This window comes from Elongatibacter sediminis (genome assembly GCF_037892215.1).
GTDB classification, from domain to species: Bacteria; Pseudomonadota; Gammaproteobacteria; order Xanthomonadales; family SZUA-36; genus Elongatibacter; species Elongatibacter sediminis.
In genome coordinates this window covers 52933-73171 of the sequence record NZ_JAZHOG010000009.1, presented here as the reverse complement: position 1 = coordinate 73171, position 20239 = coordinate 52933, and the positions used below count along the sequence as shown (strand labels likewise).

At 64.1% G+C, this 20239-nt stretch carries 17 protein-coding genes; 10 read left to right on the top strand and 7 right to left on the bottom strand.

All coding sequences use genetic code 11. The features are described from left to right. Positions 1-278: 278 nt before the first annotated feature. The 5 genes from V3330_RS13655 to V3330_RS13635 form a co-directional block, all read right to left on the bottom strand. Complete coding sequence (locus V3330_RS13655; protein ID WP_354695991.1) at positions 279-740, bottom strand: MarR family winged helix-turn-helix transcriptional regulator; 462 nt, start codon at positions 738-740, stop codon at positions 279-281. A 99-nt stretch (positions 741-839) separates the two neighbouring features. After that, the gene (gene arfB / locus V3330_RS13650; protein ID WP_354695990.1) at positions 840-1250 is read right to left on the bottom strand and encodes an alternative ribosome rescue aminoacyl-tRNA hydrolase ArfB; all 411 of its coding nucleotides are present in this window, start codon (positions 1248-1250) and stop codon (positions 840-842) included. Positions 1251-1295: 45 nt separating this feature from the next. Then, complete coding sequence (locus V3330_RS13645; RefSeq protein WP_354695989.1) at positions 1296-2732, bottom strand: FAD-dependent oxidoreductase; 1437 nt, start codon at positions 2730-2732, stop codon at positions 1296-1298. Then, positions 2729-7246: a glutamate synthase large subunit gene (gene gltB / locus V3330_RS13640; RefSeq protein WP_354695988.1), complete on the bottom strand. Its 4518-nt coding sequence runs from the start codon at positions 7244-7246 to the stop codon at positions 2729-2731. Before gltB ends, V3330_RS13645 begins: the two co-directional genes overlap by 4 nt. A 558-nt stretch (positions 7247-7804) precedes the next feature. Beyond that, the gene (locus V3330_RS13635; RefSeq protein WP_354695987.1) at positions 7805-8191 is read right to left on the bottom strand and encodes a MarR family winged helix-turn-helix transcriptional regulator; all 387 of its coding nucleotides are present in this window, start codon (positions 8189-8191) and stop codon (positions 7805-7807) included. A gap of 729 nt (positions 8192-8920) precedes the next feature. Here V3330_RS13635 and V3330_RS13630 point away from each other — a divergent pair. From V3330_RS13630 to V3330_RS13585, 10 genes are all read left to right on the top strand, one after another. Further along, a complete protein-coding gene (locus V3330_RS13630) occupies positions 8921-9043 on the top strand; it encodes a hypothetical protein (protein ID WP_354695986.1) in 123 nt (40 codons plus the stop codon). Positions 9044-9133: 90 nt separating this feature from the next. Then, a complete protein-coding gene (locus tag V3330_RS13625) occupies positions 9134-10204 on the top strand; it encodes an SAM-dependent methyltransferase (RefSeq protein ID WP_354695985.1) in 1071 nt (356 codons plus the stop codon). Between the two features lie 4 nt (positions 10205-10208). Further along, positions 10209-10769, top strand: coding sequence for a DUF2878 domain-containing protein (locus tag V3330_RS13620; protein WP_354695984.1), 561 nt, complete (start codon positions 10209-10211; stop codon positions 10767-10769). Next, a complete protein-coding gene (locus V3330_RS13615) occupies positions 10762-11727 on the top strand; it encodes a DUF6134 family protein (RefSeq protein WP_354695983.1) in 966 nt (321 codons plus the stop codon). Before V3330_RS13620 ends, V3330_RS13615 begins: the two co-directional genes overlap by 8 nt. A 6-nt stretch (positions 11728-11733) precedes the next feature. Next, a complete protein-coding gene (locus tag V3330_RS13610) occupies positions 11734-12288 on the top strand; it encodes a lipocalin family protein (protein WP_435791829.1) in 555 nt (184 codons plus the stop codon). After that, positions 12285-13592 carry an NAD(P)/FAD-dependent oxidoreductase gene (locus tag V3330_RS13605; protein WP_354695982.1) on the top strand — a complete coding sequence of 436 codons (1308 nt, stop codon included), beginning with the start codon at positions 12285-12287 and terminating at the stop codon, positions 13590-13592. Before V3330_RS13610 ends, V3330_RS13605 begins: the two co-directional genes overlap by 4 nt. 12 nt (positions 13593-13604) lie before the next feature. After that, positions 13605-14390 (top strand): DUF1365 domain-containing protein, encoded by a 786-nt coding sequence (locus V3330_RS13600; protein WP_354695981.1) that lies wholly within the window; start codon positions 13605-13607, stop codon positions 14388-14390. A 13-nt stretch (positions 14391-14403) separates the two neighbouring features. Beyond that, entirely contained in the window at positions 14404-15678 is a 1275-nt protein-coding gene (locus tag V3330_RS13595; protein ID WP_354695980.1) for a class I SAM-dependent methyltransferase, read from the top strand. Between the two features lie 193 nt (positions 15679-15871). Further along, complete coding sequence (locus V3330_RS13590) at positions 15872-16369, top strand: fasciclin domain-containing protein (RefSeq protein WP_354695979.1); 498 nt, start codon at positions 15872-15874, stop codon at positions 16367-16369. Between the two features lie 151 nt (positions 16370-16520). After that, positions 16521-17312: an SDR family NAD(P)-dependent oxidoreductase gene (locus tag V3330_RS13585; protein WP_354695978.1), complete on the top strand. Its 792-nt coding sequence runs from the start codon at positions 16521-16523 to the stop codon at positions 17310-17312. 450 nt (positions 17313-17762) lie between these two features. On the opposite strand, the gene V3330_RS13580 is transcribed toward V3330_RS13585, so the two are convergent. Together V3330_RS13580 and V3330_RS13575 are read right to left on the bottom strand one after the other, a co-directional pair. Continuing rightward, positions 17763-18170 (bottom strand): anti-virulence regulator CigR family protein, encoded by a 408-nt coding sequence (locus V3330_RS13580; RefSeq protein ID WP_354695977.1) that lies wholly within the window; start codon positions 18168-18170, stop codon positions 17763-17765. Positions 18171-18247: 77 nt separating this feature from the next. Continuing rightward, the gene (locus tag V3330_RS13575) at positions 18248-19819 is read right to left on the bottom strand and encodes a serine hydrolase (RefSeq protein WP_354695976.1); all 1572 of its coding nucleotides are present in this window, start codon (positions 19817-19819) and stop codon (positions 18248-18250) included. Between the last annotated feature and the right edge of the window lie 420 nt (positions 19820-20239).

Below are 20239 nucleotides of genomic sequence, written 5' to 3'. Positions count from 1 at the left end.
GATGAAGACTCGGGGGGACGTCGGGCTGACGGCACGGTCGGAGGCAGGGAGGGTGGTTATGGGTGGCACTGTCACCCCGGCCTGCGAGCCGGGGTCCATTCGCAATGTCTCATTCGGTGACTGGAGGGGATGGAGAGGCCGGGTGGATCCCGGGTCAAGCCCGGGATGACGGTACGGGGAGTCGGGATGGCGGGCGGGTCGGGACCGGGAAGGCGGTCGGGTTGGGGGTGGTGAATGCAGCGCGGCGCGGGAAGGAACCCGCGCCGCGCCGGGTCGGGCTATTCGGCTTCGAACTGCGCTGCGATTTTATTCAGCAGGCGGGTGGCCTGCTTGCAATCGCGGTCAGACAAATTGCCGAAACGGGCCTGCATGGCCTTGACGAAACGCGGGTACTCGCGACGGTACAGCTTCGCGCCGGTGCGGGTCAGGTCGACAATGATGCGACGTCCGTCTTCACTGTCACCCCAGCGCTGCACCACGCCTTTCTGTTCCAGGCGGTCGATGACACCGGTCAGCGTTCCCTTGGTGATCAGGGTGCGTTCGGTGATTTCACTGCAGGTCAGCCCTTCCGTGCCGCCCAAACAGAATACGACCTTGGCCTGTGGCGCGGTCAATTCCGAGCCGGACAGGCGATGGATCTCGGCATCGTACAACGACATACGGTGATGCGCGCGCGCGAGACTGTCGATTAATGTCAGAAATTCAGGTACTACGTTCTCTTGAGCCGTTTTCTCGGCCATGGTCTTTCTCCAGGTGGTTCTGCCTAAAACATATTATAGTCATAGTCAGAACCTAAACCAAGGCCTTGCCGTTCTCATGTTGGAGGTAATGTGTTGCGGTTAACGCAACTTGCCGCGCAGTTTCTTCACTTCGCTGCGCCTCGCCTTGTGTTCCAGGCGGCGTTCCTTCGATGCCCGTGAGGGTTTGGTCGGAACACGGCGCCTGGGTGGCGTTGCGGCCGAGCGCACCAGTTCCGCCAGCCGCTCACGGGCATCCTCGATATTTCGATCGAGGTGCCGGAACCGCTGCGCCTTGATCACCACCACCCCTTCGGCGGTGATGCGCCGGTCCGCACGTGAACGCAGGCGTTCCTTGATGCGATCCGGCAGCGAGGACGCTGTGATGTCGAATCGCAAGTGCGCGGCAGACGACACCTTGTTCACGTTCTGGCCTCCGGCGCCCTGGGCGCGAACGGCCGTAATCTCGATCTCCGGGTCCGGAATGCCCAGTTGTTCGTCAATCTCCAGCATGGCCAAAGCGGCAATTACGCCTGCTACCCCGGAATCGCGAGCCGCTCAGGCCCGCTTCAGGTGCGGCTGCTGGGTTTCCAGGTAGCGCACCATGGACAGCGCGGCCTCGCGGGCATCCGCGATGGCCGTGACCACGAGGTCGGAACCCCGAACCATGTCACCGGCCGCGAAAATCGCCGGGTTGCTGGTCTGGCCGGGCATGCGCTCGTCGATGGCCACCAGTCCGTCCTCGGCGGTCTCCACCGCCAACTCTTCCAGCCAGGCCGGCGGACTGGGCCGGTAACCAAAAGCGAAAATCACCGCGCTGGCCGGCAGTACTTCCTCGCTGCCCTCGATGATCTCGGGCCGCGCGCGGCCACCGTCAGGATCGGCCACCAGCCGGGTACGGGCGATCCGCAGCCCGGACAGTTTGCCTTCCTCGTGCTCCAGGGCCAGCGGCACGGTGTTGAATTCGAACTGCACACCTTCGTTGAAAGCGTGGCCCACTTCCTTGCGCGAGCCCGGCATGTTCTCCTGGTCGCGGCGGTACACGCAGTGCACCGACTCCGCATCCTGGCGCACCGCGGTGCGCACGCAATCCATGGCGGTGTCGCCGCCGCCCAGCACCAGTACCCGCTCACCCTTCAGATCGATGTGTGGGTAATCCGGCATTTCCAGGCCGTACATGTAGGCCGTCTGCCCGATCAGGTAGGGCAGCGCGGGAATGATGCCGCCACCGTCCCGTCCCGGCAGATCGGCGTCCACCGGGGTGTAGGTGCCGGTTCCGAAAAACACCGCATCGTGCATGTTGAGCAGGTCACGGGCCGGGATGTCGGTGCCGATGTCGCAGTTGAGCCGGAACTGAATGCCGGCTTCCTCCAGCACCTGGCGACGGCGCCTGACGATCTTCATTTCCAGCTTGAAGTCCGGTATGCCGAACGCCAGCAGTCCGCCGATTTCCGGGTGACGGTCATAGACGGTTGCCGATATGCCATTGCGTGACAGCACGTCGGCACAGGCCAGTCCGGCCGGCCCGGCGCCCACGATGCCGACGTTCCAGGGTTGCGGGCGGACGTGCGAGAGATCCGGGCGCCAACCCTGCTTGAGGGCCTCGTCGACGATGTAGCGCTCCACCGCACCGATGGTCACCGCGCCAAAACCGGTCTGCAGCGTGCAGGCCATTTCGCACAACCGGTCCTGCGGGCAGATACGCCCGCAGACTTCCGGCAGGCTGTTGGTCTCGTGGCACAGGTCGGCCGCCTCCATGATGCGCCCTTCGGCGGCCAGCTTGAGCCAGTTGGGAATGTAGTTGTGCACCGGGCACTTCCACTCACAGTACGGATTGCCGCAATCCAGGCAGCGTTCCGACTGGGTGGCGGCTTCGTCCGCGGTGAAGTCCTTGTAAATCTCGCGAAATTCCGACTGGCGGATTTCCAGCGGAAAAACGTCAGGATCGGTGCGCGGCTTGTCCAGAAACGCGAAGAGGTCTTTCTTGTGGGTCATGCCTTCACCAGCCGCAGCGGGACATCCTGTTGAGAAATTTCATTGCTGGCCTGCAGGTTCTTGGGAAGGATGTAGACCCAATGCGGCAGCATCAGTTCGAATTCGTCCAGCACCTTGCGGCCCCATTCGCTGCCGGTATGCCGAACGTGCGCCGTGATAAGCGCGCGCAGCCGGCGCCGGGGAGCATCGAACCGCTGTTCTTCGAGCGGCGTGGCCTCGACGAATTCCGGATTCAGCAGGCCTTCGACTTCCCGGTTGCGGTCGAGTACGAACAGCTCTCCGCCGGTCATGCCGGCCGCGAGATTGGGTCCGACCGGGCCCAGAATGACAACCGTGCCGCCCGTCATGTACTCACAGGCATGATGTCCGGTGCCTTCGACGACCGCATCGGCCCCTGAATTGCGCACCGCGAAACGCTCTCCCGCCTGGCCGTGCGCGAACAACTCACCGCCGGTCGCACCGTACAGGCAGGCATTGCCGCAGATCACATTGCGGCGCGCGCGCTGGCGGTTGGTATCCGTCGAACACAGCACGATCCGTCCGCCCGACATGCCCTTGCCCACGTAATCGTTGGCATCACCCTTGAGGTGCAGAGTCATTCCCGGCATGTTCCAGGCGCCGAAACTCTGGCCCGCGGTACCTTCGAGCTGCACGTCCAGGGTGTTTTCCGGCAGGCCCGCGCGGCCATGCCGCCGTGCCACACGGCCGGCCAGCATGGCGCCCACGGAGCGGTCGAAATTCTGGATGGTGAATTCGCCCGACCAGGTGCTGCCCTGCTCCAGCGCCGTTTCGGCCGCCTCGCAGACTTCCAGGTTCTTCTGGCCCAGATCGAACGGCAGGTTCCGCGGCTCGGTGCAGTACACCGGTTTCTCCCGTCGCACCGCGGCGGCGCCGAGTATGGGCGACAGGTCCAGCTTCCGCTGTTTTGGCGTGAACCCTTCGAGTTGTTCCAGCAGGTCGCTGCGGCCGATGATGTCGGTGAACCGGCGCACGCCGAGTTGCGCCAGAATTTCACGCACGTCGCGGGCCAGAAAACCGAAATAGTTCATCACCCGTTCGGGCAGACCGTGGAAATGCTCATCGCGCAGGCGCTTGTCCTGGGTGGCGATGCCGGTGGCACAGTTGTTGAGGTGACAGATGCGCAGGTATTTGCAGCCCAGGGCGACCATGGGTCCGGTGCCGAAGCCGAAGCTTTCGGCGCCCAGAATGGCGCCTTTGACCACGTCGAGACCGGTTTTCAGCCCGCCGTCGACCTGCAGTCGGATTTTGTGGCGCAGGCCGTTCTCCACCAGTGCCTGGTGGGTTTCCGCAAGCCCCAGTTCCCACGGCACCCCGGCATACTTGACCGAGCTCAACGGGCTGGCGCCGGTGCCGCCGTCGTAGCCGGCGATGGTGATCAGGTCGGCATAGGCCTTGGCCACGCCAACGGCAATGGTGCCCACCCCGGAACTGGAGACCAGCTTCACCGAGATCAGCGCTTCCGGATTGACCATTTTCAGGTCGAAGATGAGCTGCGCCAGATCCTCGATGGAGTAAATGTCATGGTGCGGCGGGGGGGAGATCAGCGTGACCCCCGGGGTCGAGCAGCGCAGGGCCGCGATCTCGGCGGTCACCTTGTGGCCGGGCAACTGGCCGCCTTCACCCGGTTTGGCGCCCTGGGCGACCTTGATCTGCAGTACGTCGGCATTGACCAGGTAGTGCGCATGCACGCCGAAGCGGCCGGAAGCCACCTGCTTGATGCGGGAATTGCGCTCGTTGCCGTAGCGGGCCGCGTCCTCACCGCCTTCGCCGGAGTTCGAGCGTCCGCCCAGCCGGTTCATCGCGATCGCCAGGGATTCGTGGGCTTCTGGCGACAGCGCGCCAATCGACATGCCGGCCGAGTCGAACCGCGGAAACAGATCCGCTTCGGGCTCGACTTCATCGATTTCGATCGGTGCCTGGGCGGGTTTGAGCGCCAGCAGGTCGCGCAGTGCCAGCACCGGCCGGTTGTTCACCGCATCCGCGTACAGCCGGTAGTCAGACCATTTCCCGCTGGCCACGGCCTGCTGCAGGTTCATGACCACATCCGGGTTGTAAGCGTGCGCTTCGCCACCGTGCATAAACCGGTAGATTCCGTCGCGTACCGGCCGCGCCTGCTCGTCCCACGCACGTTCGTGCACGCGCTTGAGGTCGGCCTCGAGTTCCTCGAATCCCGCCCCGGCGATTTTCGACTTGACCTTGGGGCAGCACAGGTCGACGACCTCGCGCGACAGGCCCACGGCTTCGAACAACTGCGAGCCGCGGTAGCTGGACATGGTGCAAATGCCCATCTTGGACAGCACCTTGAGCAGACCCTTGCGGATGCCGCGGCGGTAGTTCTTGCGCAGCTGAATCGGGTCGCCTTCCACGGCTCCGGATTCCAGCTGCTCGTTGATGCTCTGAAACGCCAGGTAGGGGTAGATGGCCGTGGCGCCGAGCCCGAGCAGAACCGCGTACTGATGCGGATCGCGGGCCGAGCCGGTTTCGATGATGATGTTCGCCCGGGTGCGCTCGTGCGCGCGCATCAGGGCCTGGTGCACGGCACCCACCGCCAGCGGCGCCGGAATGGTCAGGTGGTCGCGGCTGATGTCGCGGTCGGTGAGTACCAGGATGGTCGCACCGCTTTCCACGGCCTGCAGGCAGGCATCGACCAGGGCCAAGATGGCGCCGCGCAGGTCGTGTTCTGCCGGGTTGTAGTTCAGGCTGAAGCGCATGTTGCGGTAGTGGCGCTGATCCAGCCCCAGCAGGGTCTGGTATTTCACATAGTTCAGCACCGGCCAGGGCAGCACCACGCGGTGCGCGTGCGATGCCGTCTCGTGGAACACGTTGTGCTCATGGCCGATACTGGTTTCCAGCGACATCACCGCGGATTCGCGCAGCGGGTCTATGGGCGGGTTGGTGACCTGGGCGAAGCTCTGGCGGAAATAGTCGTAGATGGATCGGTCGCGGGTCGATAGCACCGCCATCGGGGTGTCGTCGCCCATCGATCCGATCGGCTCCTGGGCTTCCAGCGCCATCGGGTTGATGACGGTCTCCAGTTCTTCATCGCTGAGGCCGAACAACTTGCGGAAGGTCGGCAGCAATCCCGACGATTCGCGCATGAACTTCAGCGCCGCCTTGCGTTCCTGTTCGTCGTTGTTCCACACCCGTACGACGTTTTCTGCCAGCCATTCGCTGTAGGCGTGGCGCGCCTTGAGTTGGTCGTCGATGGCGCCGGCTTTCCACAAGCGGCCGGTCTGGGTGTCCACCGCGATCATTTCGCCGGGGCCGAGACGCCCACGCCGCTTGACCCGCTCGGGCGGGCAGTCCCATACGCCGGTTTCGGACGCGACCGTGAACACGCCGTCGTGGGTAATGCTGTAGCGCGCCGGCCGCAGGCCGTTGCGGTCGAGGTTGCAGCTCGCCACCGTGCCGTTGGTCGACACCACGCCGGCCGGTCCGTCCCAGGGTTCCTGGTGCATGGAATTGAACATCAGGAATGCCTTCAGGTCCGGATCCATGTCCTCGCGCACCGCCGGCGGCATCAGCAGCCGCATGGCGCGGAACAGATCCATGCCGCCAGCCATGAACAACTCCAGCAGGTTATCCAGCGAAGATGAATCCGATCCGGTTTCGTTGACCAGATGCGACAGCCGCTCCAGCGACGGCAGCAGGGGTGAATGCAGGATGCCCGTCCGGGCATTGGCCCAGTCGCGGTTGCTGTTGACGCTGTTGATCTCGCCGTTGTGCGCCAGGTAGCGGAACGGCTGGGCGTAGTTCCACCGTGGCAGCGTATTGGTCGAGAATCGCTGGTGGCAGATGCCGATCGCCGAGGTCATGCGCGGGTCGGTCAGATCGGGATAGAAGTCCGCCAGGTGTTCGGCCTGTACCAGACCCTTGTAGACCATGGTCAGGGCCGACAGGGAGCACACGTAATAGAGTGGATCGGGATCCGGCAGTTTGCCGTGCTCGTCGAACGCGAAGCGGCGGGCGACGAACAACTGGCGCTCGATGTCGTGTTCGGTCCAGCCGGGCGGCGCGTTGACGAATACCTGATAGATCGCCGGCATGCTCTCCAGCGCCTGTTCGCCGACGAATTCCGGGCGTGTGGGCACTTCGCGCCAGCCGACCACGGTCAGGGCCACGCGGGACAGGTGATCGGTGAGTATGCGTTTGCCGCGTTCGATCAGCGCATCATCGGGCGAGAAAAACACCAGGCCGGCGCCGAAGCGGTCCGACAGCCGAAATCCGCACTCATTGGCCACGTCGCGCAGGAACGGCTCGGGAAACTGCAGCATGATGCCGCAGCCGTCGCCGGATTTGCCATCGGCGGCGACCGCGCCGCGGTGGGTCAGGCGGGCCAGTGACTGCAGGGTGGTCTGCACCAGCCAGTGGCTTTTCTGACCGTCCATGTGGGCCAGCAGCGCGAAGCCGCAACTGTCGTGAAAATCGCGAATGGCGTCGTGCAGAACCGCTTCTTGAACGGGTGCGGGAAAGGGGGGCTGATCGTGTTTCAAGAGCGTTCCGTACGGCCTCCGGTCAGTGCTGCTGCAAAATTAATTCTCAGTAATGCGACTCTCCACTGTACCGCAGGAAGCACCATTGTTGTAGTTAATATTTTGAATGAAGAAACAACGAAACGTAATAATGGCCCGCTTCACCGCGGACCGGATTGACACGTTCAGGTGATCTCGGTACGGTGACAAACGACCGGTTCGGGCCTCAAAGCGGGTCTTTCCGGTCCAGGGATGGAGATTGGCTCAGGATGACGCCATCAGCTTTCGCCGTGCGCAGTTCTGCGCCAATTTGCCACCGATTGCCAGGCCCCCGGTTTGCGGAGGGGTCGGTTTGGCGGTGTTTGGCCGGTCAGATCCACGCGGCCCGGTCCGGGATGGCCATTAGAGCCTCCAGGGAAGTGGCCGGGCGCAAAAAGCAACGCGTGGCGGTAATTCGCGCAGCGAGCCGACGCGGGCGGTGGTGGGTCCATCGCCCACCTCCACCGGGGGCCTTTTCGAAGCCGTTACGGTGACCGGTCGTGCCCACAATCGCCGGTCATCATGCGGCGTGGCCCGTCGTCAGCCCAAGGCCTTGCCCAGGTTGCGGACGTCCTCCAGCAGTTTGCGGTGCACGTTCCGGCCACGCCGGCTCAGCGTCAGTCGGCGTACACGCCGGTCGGCCGGGTCGGTATCCTGTCGAATCCACCCGCGGCCGTCGTCGTTCTCTCCCAGCAGCGAAATGACCCGGGACACGGTCTTGGCGGAAAGCCCGGTGCGGCGCGAGACCTCGACCTGTGTAATTCCCTGGTTTTCCGCCACGCACCAGAAGACGGCGTAGCTGGACAGCGATGCATCATTCTGTCCAAGAAGTTTCAACGGTTGAGAAAACGCGCAACTGAATAATTCGGTGACCGTTCGCTCGGACATCGCGTCCACGGCCTTTTTCAGGTCGTTGTTGTTATTCAAGAACCAACCCCCGTTTTTTTGTGGGCCGCGACAGCCCAATCTCACAATATAACCCCTAATTATGACATTGGTATGTGCCCGGAGTCATGCGATTTGGGGGTTGCTCCGGATTCCTCGCGTCCACCCATGCGCCGGTCGCAGGGCTCAATCGCACCCTGGCCGGCGATTCGAAGCGGGCGTCGCAGGGGTTGATCGCGGGCTGCGCGGCGCGCCCGGTCGGCCGTCCGGACGAAGCCCGGTGCGGGCCTGCCAGCGCGCGCGCAGTGCCTCGGGGGGTATGTCGGCGGCGGCGTCGAGCCCAAGCTGGATTTTCAAGCTGATCTGTTGAATCGCGTTCATGTGCAAGCTCCGGGTCCGCCGGCTTTGCGGCGGCCATCATCGGGTTCCCTGGTTGATCGTCTCCCCATTAGAGGGATTGAGCGCCGCGAATGTTACAGCCCGTACGGCCAGGCGAGCCTTTTTCCGGGCAGGCGGTCGAGGCCGGGCGTTCAGCGGAGGAAACGGCGTATCGGCTTGACTTTTCGCGGGATTTGGTTACAAATATTGATGTGCCCAGGTGGGCATGGCGCCATGCGCCAAGGGATTGACCCCGGCTCAGGATGAGCGACAGACCGGAACTTCCGCAGTTCTCCCGTCGTATTTCCGTGCCCGTGCCCATCCTTGGCGGTGCCTGTACGGCTCGATTCACCGGCAAGGGGTTGCCGGCTTTGCTCAAAAAGGGGGAATACCATGAGGATGTGGCTTTTGCTGATTCTGTTGGTCTGCGTGTCCGGGGCCCTGTACCTCGGCTTCGGTTCGCACGAATACAGCGAGCGTTCCAGCGAGATCGTCAGCCAGCTCGAAAATCTGTAATTGCAATTCACACGACGTTGAGCGGGGGTTCACAGCCTCTTCACACGCGCGTGAACATACTGGCGGCCGTTTCATCTGCAACGGACCGCCATGCGCCACACCGCCGACACCGCAATCGCCTGGACCGAAGCCGGCTATGTGCCCGATTCGGTCATCAGGGCCGGAATTCGCCGCCTCAACCGGGCGCGACTGACGGCAGTTCGTGCCCACGATGCGGCTTCAGCGGTGGAAATGCTGGAATCGTTCATCGCCCGGATGAACGGCGCGGACATCGCGCCCCAACCCGACCGCGCCAACGAACAACATTACGAAGTTCCCGCTGAATTCTTCGCCCGCGTGCTGGGCCGCCATGCCAAATACAGCTGTGCCTGGTGGGATGGCGGTGCCGACGATCTCGACCAGGCGGAAACCGACGCGCTGGCCGTGACGGCGGCACGTGCCGGCCTGGACGACGGTCAGCGCGTCCTCGATCTCGGCTGCGGTTGGGGTTCGCTCAGCCTGTGGACGGCCGAGCGCTATCCGGCCAGTGAAGTTCTCGCGATTTCCAATTCCTCGGCCCAGCGCCGGTGGATCGAAGCGCTTGCCCGCGAGCGCGGACTCGACAATATCCGCGTGGAGACCGTGGACATGAACCGCTTCGATACCGAAGCGCGTTTCGACCGCATCGTATCGGTTGAAATGTTCGAGCACATGCGCAACTACCGCGAACTGTTTCGGCGGGTATCCGGCTGGCTGAAACCGGAAGGGCGTTTTTTCATGCACATCTTCTGTCATCGCTTGTGTGCCTACGAGTTCATCGACAGCGGACCGTCAGACTGGATGAGCCGCCACTTCTTCGCCGGCGGCATGATGCCCAGCGCCGACCTGCCGCTGCGTTTCCAGGATCACCTGCGCCTGGCGCACCGGGCCGTCTGGAACGGCACCAACTACCAGAAGACCGCCAATGCCTGGCTGCAGCGGCTCGACGCCAGTCGCGACACCGTGCTGGCCCTGTTCCGGGAAACCTACGGTGCAGACCGGGCCGAGCAGTGGCTGCAGCGCTGGCGCATGTTCTTCATGGCCTGCGCTGAACTGTTCGGCCATGACGACGGGCAGGAATGGTTCGTTGGCCATTACCTGTTCCGCCGCGGCGACACCGTCGCCGGGGAACCGGGCCGCTGAAACGATGCGCATCAAGCTCCTCAATTACGGACTGTTCCAGGTGGGCTGGTTGGCCTGCGTGGTGGGCGCGGCCGGCGGGTATCCGCAGGCCGGCGTACTGGCGGTAGCCGTTATCGCCGCCCTGCACCTGACACTGGCTGCGCGGGCGTCGCGGGAACTGGCGGTGCTGGCCGCCTGCGCGCTGCTCGGCGGGGCCTTCGACAGTATCGTGCTGGCCACCGGTTGGGTGATCTACCCGAACGGCGAGTGGATTCCCGGCGCGGCCCCTTACTGGATCATCGCCATGTGGGTGCTGTTCGGCAGCACCCTGAACCTGTCCATGGGTTGGCTGCGTGGCCGGCCATGGGTGAGCGCCCTGCTCGGCGCCATCGGAGCACCTTTGAGCTACCTGGGCGGTGCCCGGCTGGGTGCCATGACCCTGGTCGAGCCCGTCGCCGCGATGACGCTGCTCGCCGTGGGCTGGGCCGCGATGCTGCCCGTACTCGTGCGGCTGGCCAGCCGCCTGGATGGGTTTCTGACCGATGCAAGGCCGGCCTACGTGTTGACCGGGTGGCGACATGGCTGAGCGAAACCTGAACGAGGCGGTGCGCCGGTTGGGCCGCATCTCCTACACCGTTTGTCTGGCCTGGGTGATTGTCCCGACTGCTCTCGCGGCTGTCAGCGGAAGGGCATCACCCGGGCCAGCTTTATTGAGTACGCGCGCCTCAGGGCGCGACGATGTCATCAGGGCGGTCATGCGGCTGTACCCGCCTTCCGGCGTGTTCGGCCTGGTCCTCGCCCTGTTGACCGGCATCGCCGTAATGGTGTTGCCCGCCGCGGCGCGGGCGCAGCAGTCGCCGCCGGGCGACCAGCGAAGCGCGGGCGCCCCGGCGCCGGATCCGGTGACCGAGAACCTGGCCACCCTTGCCGAACAGGCGGAGCGCCATTGGAAGTTCCGGGTTTTCGTCGACGACAAGGAAGTGGGGTTTCATCACTTCTATCTGGATGTCGTGGGTGACCGGCACGTGCTGCGCAGCGTGGCCGACTTCGAATACAAGGTCCTGTTCCTGACCCTGTATCGCTACGGTCACGAGAATCGCGAGGTGTGGGACGGCCATTGCCTGACCCGCATCGAATCGGCCACTGACGCCAATGGCAAGCCCTTCGCGGTGGACGGCCGTCGGCTCGAAGACCGCTTCGTGGTACAGGGCAGCAAGGGCGAGCACGACCTGCCCGAATGCGTGATGAGTTTCGCGTACTGGAATCCCGAGTTCTTGAGCGCCTCGCGGCTGCTCAATACCCAGACCGGCGAGTACCTGGAAGTGGACATCTCCGAGCCGCAGCCTGATCGCCTGGACGTGGGCGGTCGCGAAACCGAGGCCTGGCGTTATCGCCTGCAGGCCGAGAAACTCGAACTCGACCTGTGGTATTCCGACAACGATGAATGGCTCGGTCTGCGTACCCGCTACGAAAATGGCCGCACTCTGCGTTACCAGCTCGAAAGCGGTCCACAGAGCCCGGCCGGCATCATGACCGCTTTGTAACCCGTCATGGCTACCCGCAAAAGCCGCATTCTGCTGGCCGGTGCCGGCGCGCTGATGCTCAGCGCGTGCCGGGCCAGCCTGCCACCGCTTGCAACAGTGGACCACGTGGACATCGACCGGTTCATGGGCGACTGGTATGTGATCGCCAACATTCCGACGTTCATCGAGAAAGAGGCTTACAACGCGGTCGAAAGCTATCGGCTCAGGGACGACGGCACCATCGCCACGACCTTCCGTTTTCGCAAGGGCGGATTCGACGGACCGCTCAAGGAATACCGGCCGCGTGGCTTTGTGCGTGACGACCCGTCCAATGCGGTCTGGGGCATGCAGTTCATCTGGCCGATCAAGGCCGACTACCGCATCACCTGGCTGGACGAGAATTACACCCATACGGTCATCAGCCGCAAGCAGCGCGATTATGTGTGGATCATGGCGCGCACCCCGGTCATTCCCGAAGGCCTCTATTTGCAGCTCGTCGGGCACGTGCAGCAGTCGGGCTATGACGTGACGCAACTGCGCCGCGTGCCGCAGCGCTGGGAGTCCACCGGGAGCCCGCCATGAAAATCGCCATCATCGGTACCGGCATCGCCGGCAACCTGGCGGCTCACCGCCTGGCCCGCGAACACGACATCACGGTATTCGAAGCCGCCAAGCGGATCGGCGGCCACACCCATACCGTCGACGTCGATCTGGACGGTCAGCGCTATCCGGTCGACACCGGTTTCATCGTTTACAACGACGTCACCTACCCTCATTTTGCCGCCCTGCTGGACGAACTGGGCGTGGCTTCGCAGCCCAGCGACATGAGTTTCAGCGTTCGTTGCGAGCGCAGCGGCCTGGAATACAACGGAGCGTCGTTCAACACCCTGTTCGCGCAGCGCCGCAACCTGCTGCGGCCCTCGTTTTACCGGATGCTCAAGGACATCCTGCGCTTCAACCGTGAGGCGCCGGCCCTGCTGGACGAGCCCGGCCCGGGCATAAGCCTGGGTGAATACCTGCACCGGGGCGAATACTCGTCTGGCTTCATCAACCATTACATCCTGCCGATGGGCGCGGCCATCTGGTCGGCCACCCCGCATGGCATGGGCGGCGTGCCGGCGAAATTTTTCATCCGCTTCTTCCACAACCACGGTCTGCTCAGCATCGACCAGCGACCCAGCTGGCGAATCATCCGGGGCGGATCCCGGGAATACGTGGATAAACTGGTGGCCGGTCATCGTGATCGCATCCGCCTGAATGCCGGCGTGCAGTGGATCCGCCGGAGTTCCGGCTCTGCGAAGGGCGCGGGAGCAGGCCAGGTCGTGATCAAGGCCGTTGGCAGCGAACCGGAGCGCTACGACCGCGTCTTTGTGGCCTGTCATTCGGATCAGGCGCTGGCCTTGCTGGCCGATCCGACAGCGGCCGAGCAGGCCGTGCTCGGCGCCATCGCGTACCAGACCAACGAAGCGGTTCTGCATACCGATACGCAACTGCTGCCGCGGCACCGCCGAGCCTGGGCGGCGTGGAATTACCATCTGCCCGCCGATCCGGGCGCTGCCGGCGGCCGGGCCACGCTCAGCTACAACATGAACATCCTGCAGTCGCTGTCGGCGCCTGAAACATTCTGCGTGACCCTGAACCGCACCGGCGCCATCGACCCCGACCGCATCCTGCAGCACATCGAATACGACCACCCGGTGTTCGACCAGGCCGCCGTCGCCGCCCAGCAACGGCATCGCGAGATCAACGGCACCGGCGGCACGTATTACTGCGGTGCTTACTGGCGCTACGGTTTCCACGAGGACGGTGTGGTCAGCGCCCTGTCGGCTCTGAAGCACTTCGAGGCCGATCTGCGCAAGCCCACCGCCGCTGTCCGGGCGGCCTGAGCGCAGCCCGGCATGCACAGCGGGCTTTATGTCGGCAGCGTCCGCCACCGGCGGCTGGCGCCGCATCCGCACCGGTTTCGTTACCGCATGTTCATGCTGTATCTCGATCTGGCCGAGCTGCCGACGGTGTTCGCGGGCAGCCGGCTGTTCTCGGCGGGTCGCCGCGCGCCCGCCCGGTTCCGCCGGGAAGACCACCTGGGTGATCCGAACCTGCCGCTCGACCAGGCGGTGCGCGACCTAGTGCAGCGGCGCACCGGCCAGCGTCCCGGCGGACCGATCCGGTTGCTGACCCATCTGCGCTACTTCGGGTACGTGTTCAATCCGGTCAGTTTCTACTACTGCTTCGATGCCGCCGACCAGCGGGTCGAGACCATCGTGGCCGAGGTCAACAACACGCCCTGGGGCGAGCGTTGCTGCTATGTGCTGGACCCGGCGGAAAATGTCGGAACCGACCAGCTCAAACGCTATCTTCCGTCCAAGCGCATGCACGTCTCGCCCTTCATGCCCATGGACATCGATTACGACTGGCGTTTTGACGAACCGGGCGACTCACTGGGCGTGCACATGGCAAATTTCCGTGCCGGTACTAAACTTTTTGATGCGACCCTGGTGCTGCGGCGCCGGGAAATCACCCCAGGTTCGCTGGCCCGGGTTCTCGCGGCGTTTCCGTTCATGACCCTGAAAATCATTGCCGCGATTCACTGGGAAGCCTTGCGGCTATGGCTCAAGGGCAACCCGGTTTACGACCATCCGGACAAGGCGGACCCATCCCGGCCGGCTCCGCGTCAGTCGGGTTGAAGGAGCTCCGGGCATGAAATCGGTCTCACTGGCATCGCCCCGGCACCTGGCCGGTACCGTAAAACCCACCCTGCTCGACGGCCTGGCGCGCCGCGCGGTGTTGAAGCAGTTGCGCGGTCTGAAGCGCGGAGCCCTGGTGTTGTCCGACGGCGGACACAAACATCGATTCGGCTCCGCAGAAGAGATCGGCGGGACGGCGCCGGTACGCATCGAGGTGCGCGATCCGCGTTTCTGGAGCGACATCGCGTTCGGTGGCTCCATCGGTGCCGGGGAAGCCTGGATGCACGGTTACTGGACCTGCAGCGACCTGGTCGCGCTGGTGCGGCTGGTATTGCGAAATCGTGAGGTTCTGGACGGCATGGAGTCCGGGACGGCGCGGCTGAGCGCGCCGCTCCAGAAGTGGTTTCACCGCACCAACCGCAACAGTCACCAGGGCGCGCGCCGCAACATCGCCGCGCACTACGACCTGGGCAACGCGTTTTTCGGCCTGTGGCTGGACGAATCCCTGATGTACTCCTGCGCCGTGTTCGAGCGCCCGGACATGAGTCTGCACGAGGCGCAAGTGGCCCGCCTGGAGCGCATTTGCCGCAAGCTGGATCTGCGTCCGTCCGACCGGGTGGTCGAAATCGGCACCGGCTGGGGCGGCTTCGCCCTGCATGCGGCGCGGCACCACGGCTGCCACGTCACCACCACCACCATTTCCCGCGAGCAGTACGAACTGGCCTGTGAGCGCGTTCGCGCGGCCGGCCTGGAACATCGAATCACCGTGTTGTGCGAGGATTTCCGCGATCTCGAGGGGCAATACGACAAGCTGGTTTCGATCGAGATGATCGAGGCCATCGACAGTCCGCTTTACGAACCGTTTTTTCGCACGTGCGCAAACCTGCTGCGGCCCGACGGCGTGATGCTGCTGCAGGCGATCACCATCGCCGACCAGCGCTATGTCGAATCCCTGCAGTCCGTCGACTTCATCCAGCGCTACATCTTCCCCGGTGGCCGGCTGCCTTCGTCCGCGGTGATGACCCGGACCGCGGCCGAGCACACCGACCTGCGTCTGCTGCATCTCGAGGACATCGGCCTGCACTACGCGAAAACCCTGCGCTGCTGGCGCGAGAACTTCTTCGAGCGCATCGCCGAGGTGCGCGCGCTGGGTTATTCGGAGACCTTCATCCGCATGTGGGAATACTACCTGTGCTACTGCGAGGGGGCGTTTCTGGAACGGGCGATTTCAGACGTTCAGATCGTGTTCGCCAGGCCGGAATTCCTCGGCCCCAGCCCAGAAATCTGAGTCGTTCCTTCAAGTAACCAGGTCTGTGCGTGGTCGCGGGCCGCGCGGCGTGGCGGCGAGCCCGCCAGGGTCCGTGTCGGTCGACGGACGACTGTGCTGATCTGCACACGTTGGCGACACACGATTCACGCGTTGTTGATCACCGCTCGCGTACCTTGAATCGTGCAAACCCAATCTCAAGGAGATATCTGCCATGAAATTCAATCTCAGAAATTTTGTACTGGCCACCGCGGCTTCACTCACCGCCGCAACGGCCTTCGCCGGCGGTTACGGCAAAAATTCCGACATCGTCGAAACCGCTGTGGCGGCGGGCGACTTTTCCACCCTGGCCGCCGCGCTCGAAGCCGGGGATCTTGTCGGCACCTTGAAGTCCGACGGCCCGTTCACGGTCTTCGCGCCGACCGATTCGGCCTTCGCCAAGCTGCCCGAGGGTACGCTGGACAACCTGCTCAAGCCGGAGAACAAGGATCAGCTGGTCGCCATCCTCACCTATCACGTGGTGTCGGGGAAAGTTGAAGCCGAGCAGGTGCTGCGCCTCGATTCGGCGACCACAGTCAACGGTCAGGATGTGAGCATCCGTGTCGAAGACGGAACCGTTTTTGTGGATAACGCGCAGGTGCTGACGACCGACGTCGAAGCGAGTAACGGCGTGATCCACGTGATCGATACGGTGATTCTGCCGCAGGGCTGATGTCACAGCTTGTGGGACTGTGCAGGCAAGCCTTGCACGTCTTTGGGCCCGCGTCTCCCTCCTCGCACTCCACATGCGGCGCGGGTCTTTTTACACTCACCAACGCCCCGATCCCGGGGCGTTGGTTCTTTTGCGAACCAAGTGAGCGATCATGAGTCCAAAGTCCTCCCATGAGGTACCGGTGGCCCGCCGTTCTCGAAAGCTCTGCCTCGTCGTGGGTGGGACCCGTGGCATTGGACGCGCTCTGGTGCACGGCCTGTTGGCCGACTCCGGAGTCGAGCGGGTCATTGCAACCGGCCGAGGTGAGCCCGGTGCTGCGACAGCCGGCAACGATGATCAGCCGGTGTCAGGGCGGGCACAGACCTGGCGGCTCGATATCACCGACGACCACGACCTGGGTCGACTGGCACAGAGACTGGCCGACATCGGACGCCCTCCGGATCTGGTTATTCACGCCGCCGGCGTGTTGCATGACGGTCTCCTGCAGCCGGAGAAATCACTGGCCCAGTGTGAGCGAGCGCACCTGATGCGCTCTTTCGAGGTCAACAGCCTCGGACCCCTGTTGGTGGCCAGGGCGGTGGCGCCGTTGCTCGACCGCAAGCGGGCGTTTACCTTCGTCGGCTTATCCGCGATGGTCGGCAGCATCGGCGACAACCGGCTGGGCGGATGGTATGGCTACCGGGCTTCCAAGGCCGCCCTGAACCAGTTCATCCGCACCCTGGCCAACGAGTGGGCCGGCCGCCTGCCGCGCGCGATTGCGCTGGCCCTGCACCCCGGCACCACCGACACCGCCCTGTCCCGGCCGTTTCAATCCGGGGTATCCCCCGACAAGCTCTACTCGCCGGACCGCAGCGCCACCCGCATCCTCCGCGTAATCGACGGACTGCGGCAGAACGACAGCGGCCGCTTCCTCAACTGGGACGGTCGCGAAATCCCCTGGTGACCCGCAGCAACCCCAAACCCCGGCCCATCCCTCACCACACGTTCTGGATGCCGGATCAAGTCCGGCATGACGGCGGGAGAGAAGGATCCAGGGCGGTACGGTAGCCTTTGGATGCCGGAACAAGTCCGGCATGACGGCGGGAGAGAAGGATCCAGGGCGGTACGGTAGCCTTTGGATGCCGGATCAAGTCCGGCATGACGGTGTCTTGGGTCTTCGGCCCCGCTACCCCGATACCGTCATCCCGGACGAGCTTGAATTTCACCGTCATCCCTGACGCGGCGTAGACACCCCAGTGATACCGTCATCCCGGACGAGCTTGAATTTCACCGTCATCCCGGACGCGGTGAAACCGCGATCCGGGATCCACCCGGCGCTTCGGACCACTGCCCACCCGATGCCTTGGACCACTTCCGGCCTGGCACTGTGACCCACTACCCACCCCGCACTCCGTCAGTCGAATACCCCCTCCAGGATGTCGCTGATGACCAGGCTGCCGTGTGCGACCAGCACCAGGTCGATGCCGGAACGACGCCATTCATAGCCCTCGTGGCGGGGGAGCTCGGCGACGAAAGCATCGGGAACCCGCGTGCGGGCGATGCCGGGGGGCAGGGGTTTGCCGCGGGCGAGGTTCTTGCGAATACCGGGTGGCAGTGGCTTGGCGCCGGTCAGCCCGTGTGCTTCAGCGAGCTGCCGGGCGTCGCCGAGGGTGATGCCGGCCGAAATCGAAACGAACGCATGCGCATCCGTTTCAGCCGGCTTCCTGCCCTTGCCCGCCGGCGGTTCGGCGGCGAGCGAAGTGCTGAACAGCGCCAGCGCCGTCACTACCACGGCGGTGGAAAGAGTGTGTGAACCGATCATGAAGCGCTCCTTGCCCGGTTAACCGGATCCGTCCTGCAAAACCCGAGGGTAGCATTTCCGGCGTCGCGCCCAGGAATTCAGTGCGTCTCGCCCGTGCTCTCAGTCACCCGGCGGAAATGGTCTCCCATCGCCTCCAGCCCGGACACGGCACCATCCGGACCAATGTGGAAGGTGGCGAATTCCCGCAGTTCCCAGGGCTTGTATTCGATCAGCCAGGTTTCGTGGTGCCAGTGGCTCATGTTCAGGGTAATGCGGGCGGTACGCAGCTCCAGTTCGCGGCCGTTCCGCGCGACCGTGACCGTGCCATTCAAAGGGCTGTGGTAGCGGCTGGCATAGGCGTCAAGCTTCAGACCGGGGCGGGTGTTGGCCTGGCGCTTGCTGAGGGTCTCTTCCCATTCAACTTCGCGCTCGGCATCGCGCCGCTGGTACAGGTCATGGACCATTCCGTTCCAATCCGGCTTCTCATTGGCCGCCCGCTCGTCCATGACCTGCCACAGCAGGGCGTGCCGGAATTCGGCGTGATCCCGGTTCGCCAGAATTACGACACCGCGGTTGCGGTCGCGGTCGATACCGACCAGCGCGATCAGGCCGGACAGGCTGCCGGTGTGAAAGTCCACCTTGTGGCCCCGGAAGTCCTGCTGGAACCACCCCAGCCCGTAACTCAACCATTGCGGCTCGGTCAGTTCGGTAGTGGGGTAGAAATCGCGCCGGGCGATCAGGGACTGCGGTGTGAACATCCGGGTGAGTTGCGCTTCCGACACCAGGCGGGTGCCGTCCGCGGTGACGCCTCCAGCCAGCAGGAAGCGAACCCACAGGCTCATGTCGTGTATCGACGACCACACCGATCCCGCCGCATCGGCCGTCTCGGCAGGCAGGTCCCAGTCAGCCAGGCGGATGTCATCGTCGATGACGAAATGCGGGGCTACATGGGTCAGCGTATCGGGAATCCGGCCGCGCGCGGCAAAGGTTTCGGTCATCCCGATGGGCCGCCACAGGCGTTCGCGAAGCAATGCATCCCAGGTCTGGCCGCTGACCCGCTCGATGAGCAGTCCGGCCAGTTCGTACATCGTGTTCTGGTAGATGTGGCGGGCGCGTAGTCCGGCCACGGCGCTCACGGACTGCAGGCGGATGATCTGCTCGTCCATCGGCATTTGCTGGAAGAACGTCCAGAAATCCGTCGAGGGCAGACCGGTACGGTGGGTGAGCAGATCCCGAACCGTGGTTTGCGCGGTCAGCAGAGGATCCCTGAAATGCAGCTCCGGGATGTAGTCCACCACCCGGTCGTCCAGTGTCAGCAGGCCGTCGTCGATCAGCATCAGTATGCCGGTCGCCACCATGGCCTTGGTGGTCGATGCAATCGCGAACAGGGTGTGCTCGTCCACGGGCGTGGCTGCGGCGCCAGCCGACAGAACATCCGGGTCGGTTGCGGTGCCGAACCCGCGCTGGTACTGCACGGTATCGGCGTCCACCACCGCCACGGCCGCGCCGGGCACTCTCCACAGATCCATGCCGCGCTTGATGAAAGCGGTCAGCGGGTCGTCGGCACCCTGCTGCGCCTGGGCGCAGGTGGACATCGCGATCATTCCGAGTACCAGCAGCAGCGTGGTCCGGGTTCGTACGGATTTCATGTGGATGCTCAGTCGCTTCATCGGGTCCGATCCTTTTGTGAAGAGCCGGATCGGCGCCACGGCTGCAGCGCCCCGCCAACGACCCGACCCGTCAAAGCATCCTGCCAACCCCTGGATACCGGATCAAGTCCGGCATGACGGCGAAGGGAGAAAGTCCCGGCCCGGTGCCTGTGGATGCCGGATCGAGTCCGGCATGACGGGAACCGGACTCACGAGTGCCACCTGGCCTCCACCGTCATCCCGGGCGCACTCGATTTTCACCGTCATCCCGGGCGTGCTCGATTTTCACCGTCATCCCGGGCGCACTTGATATTCACCGTCATCCCGGGCGTGCTCGATTTTCACCGTCATCCCGGGCGCACTTGATATTCACCGTCATCCCGGACGCACTTGATATTCACCGTCATCCCGGACGTACCTGATATTCACTGTCATCCCGGA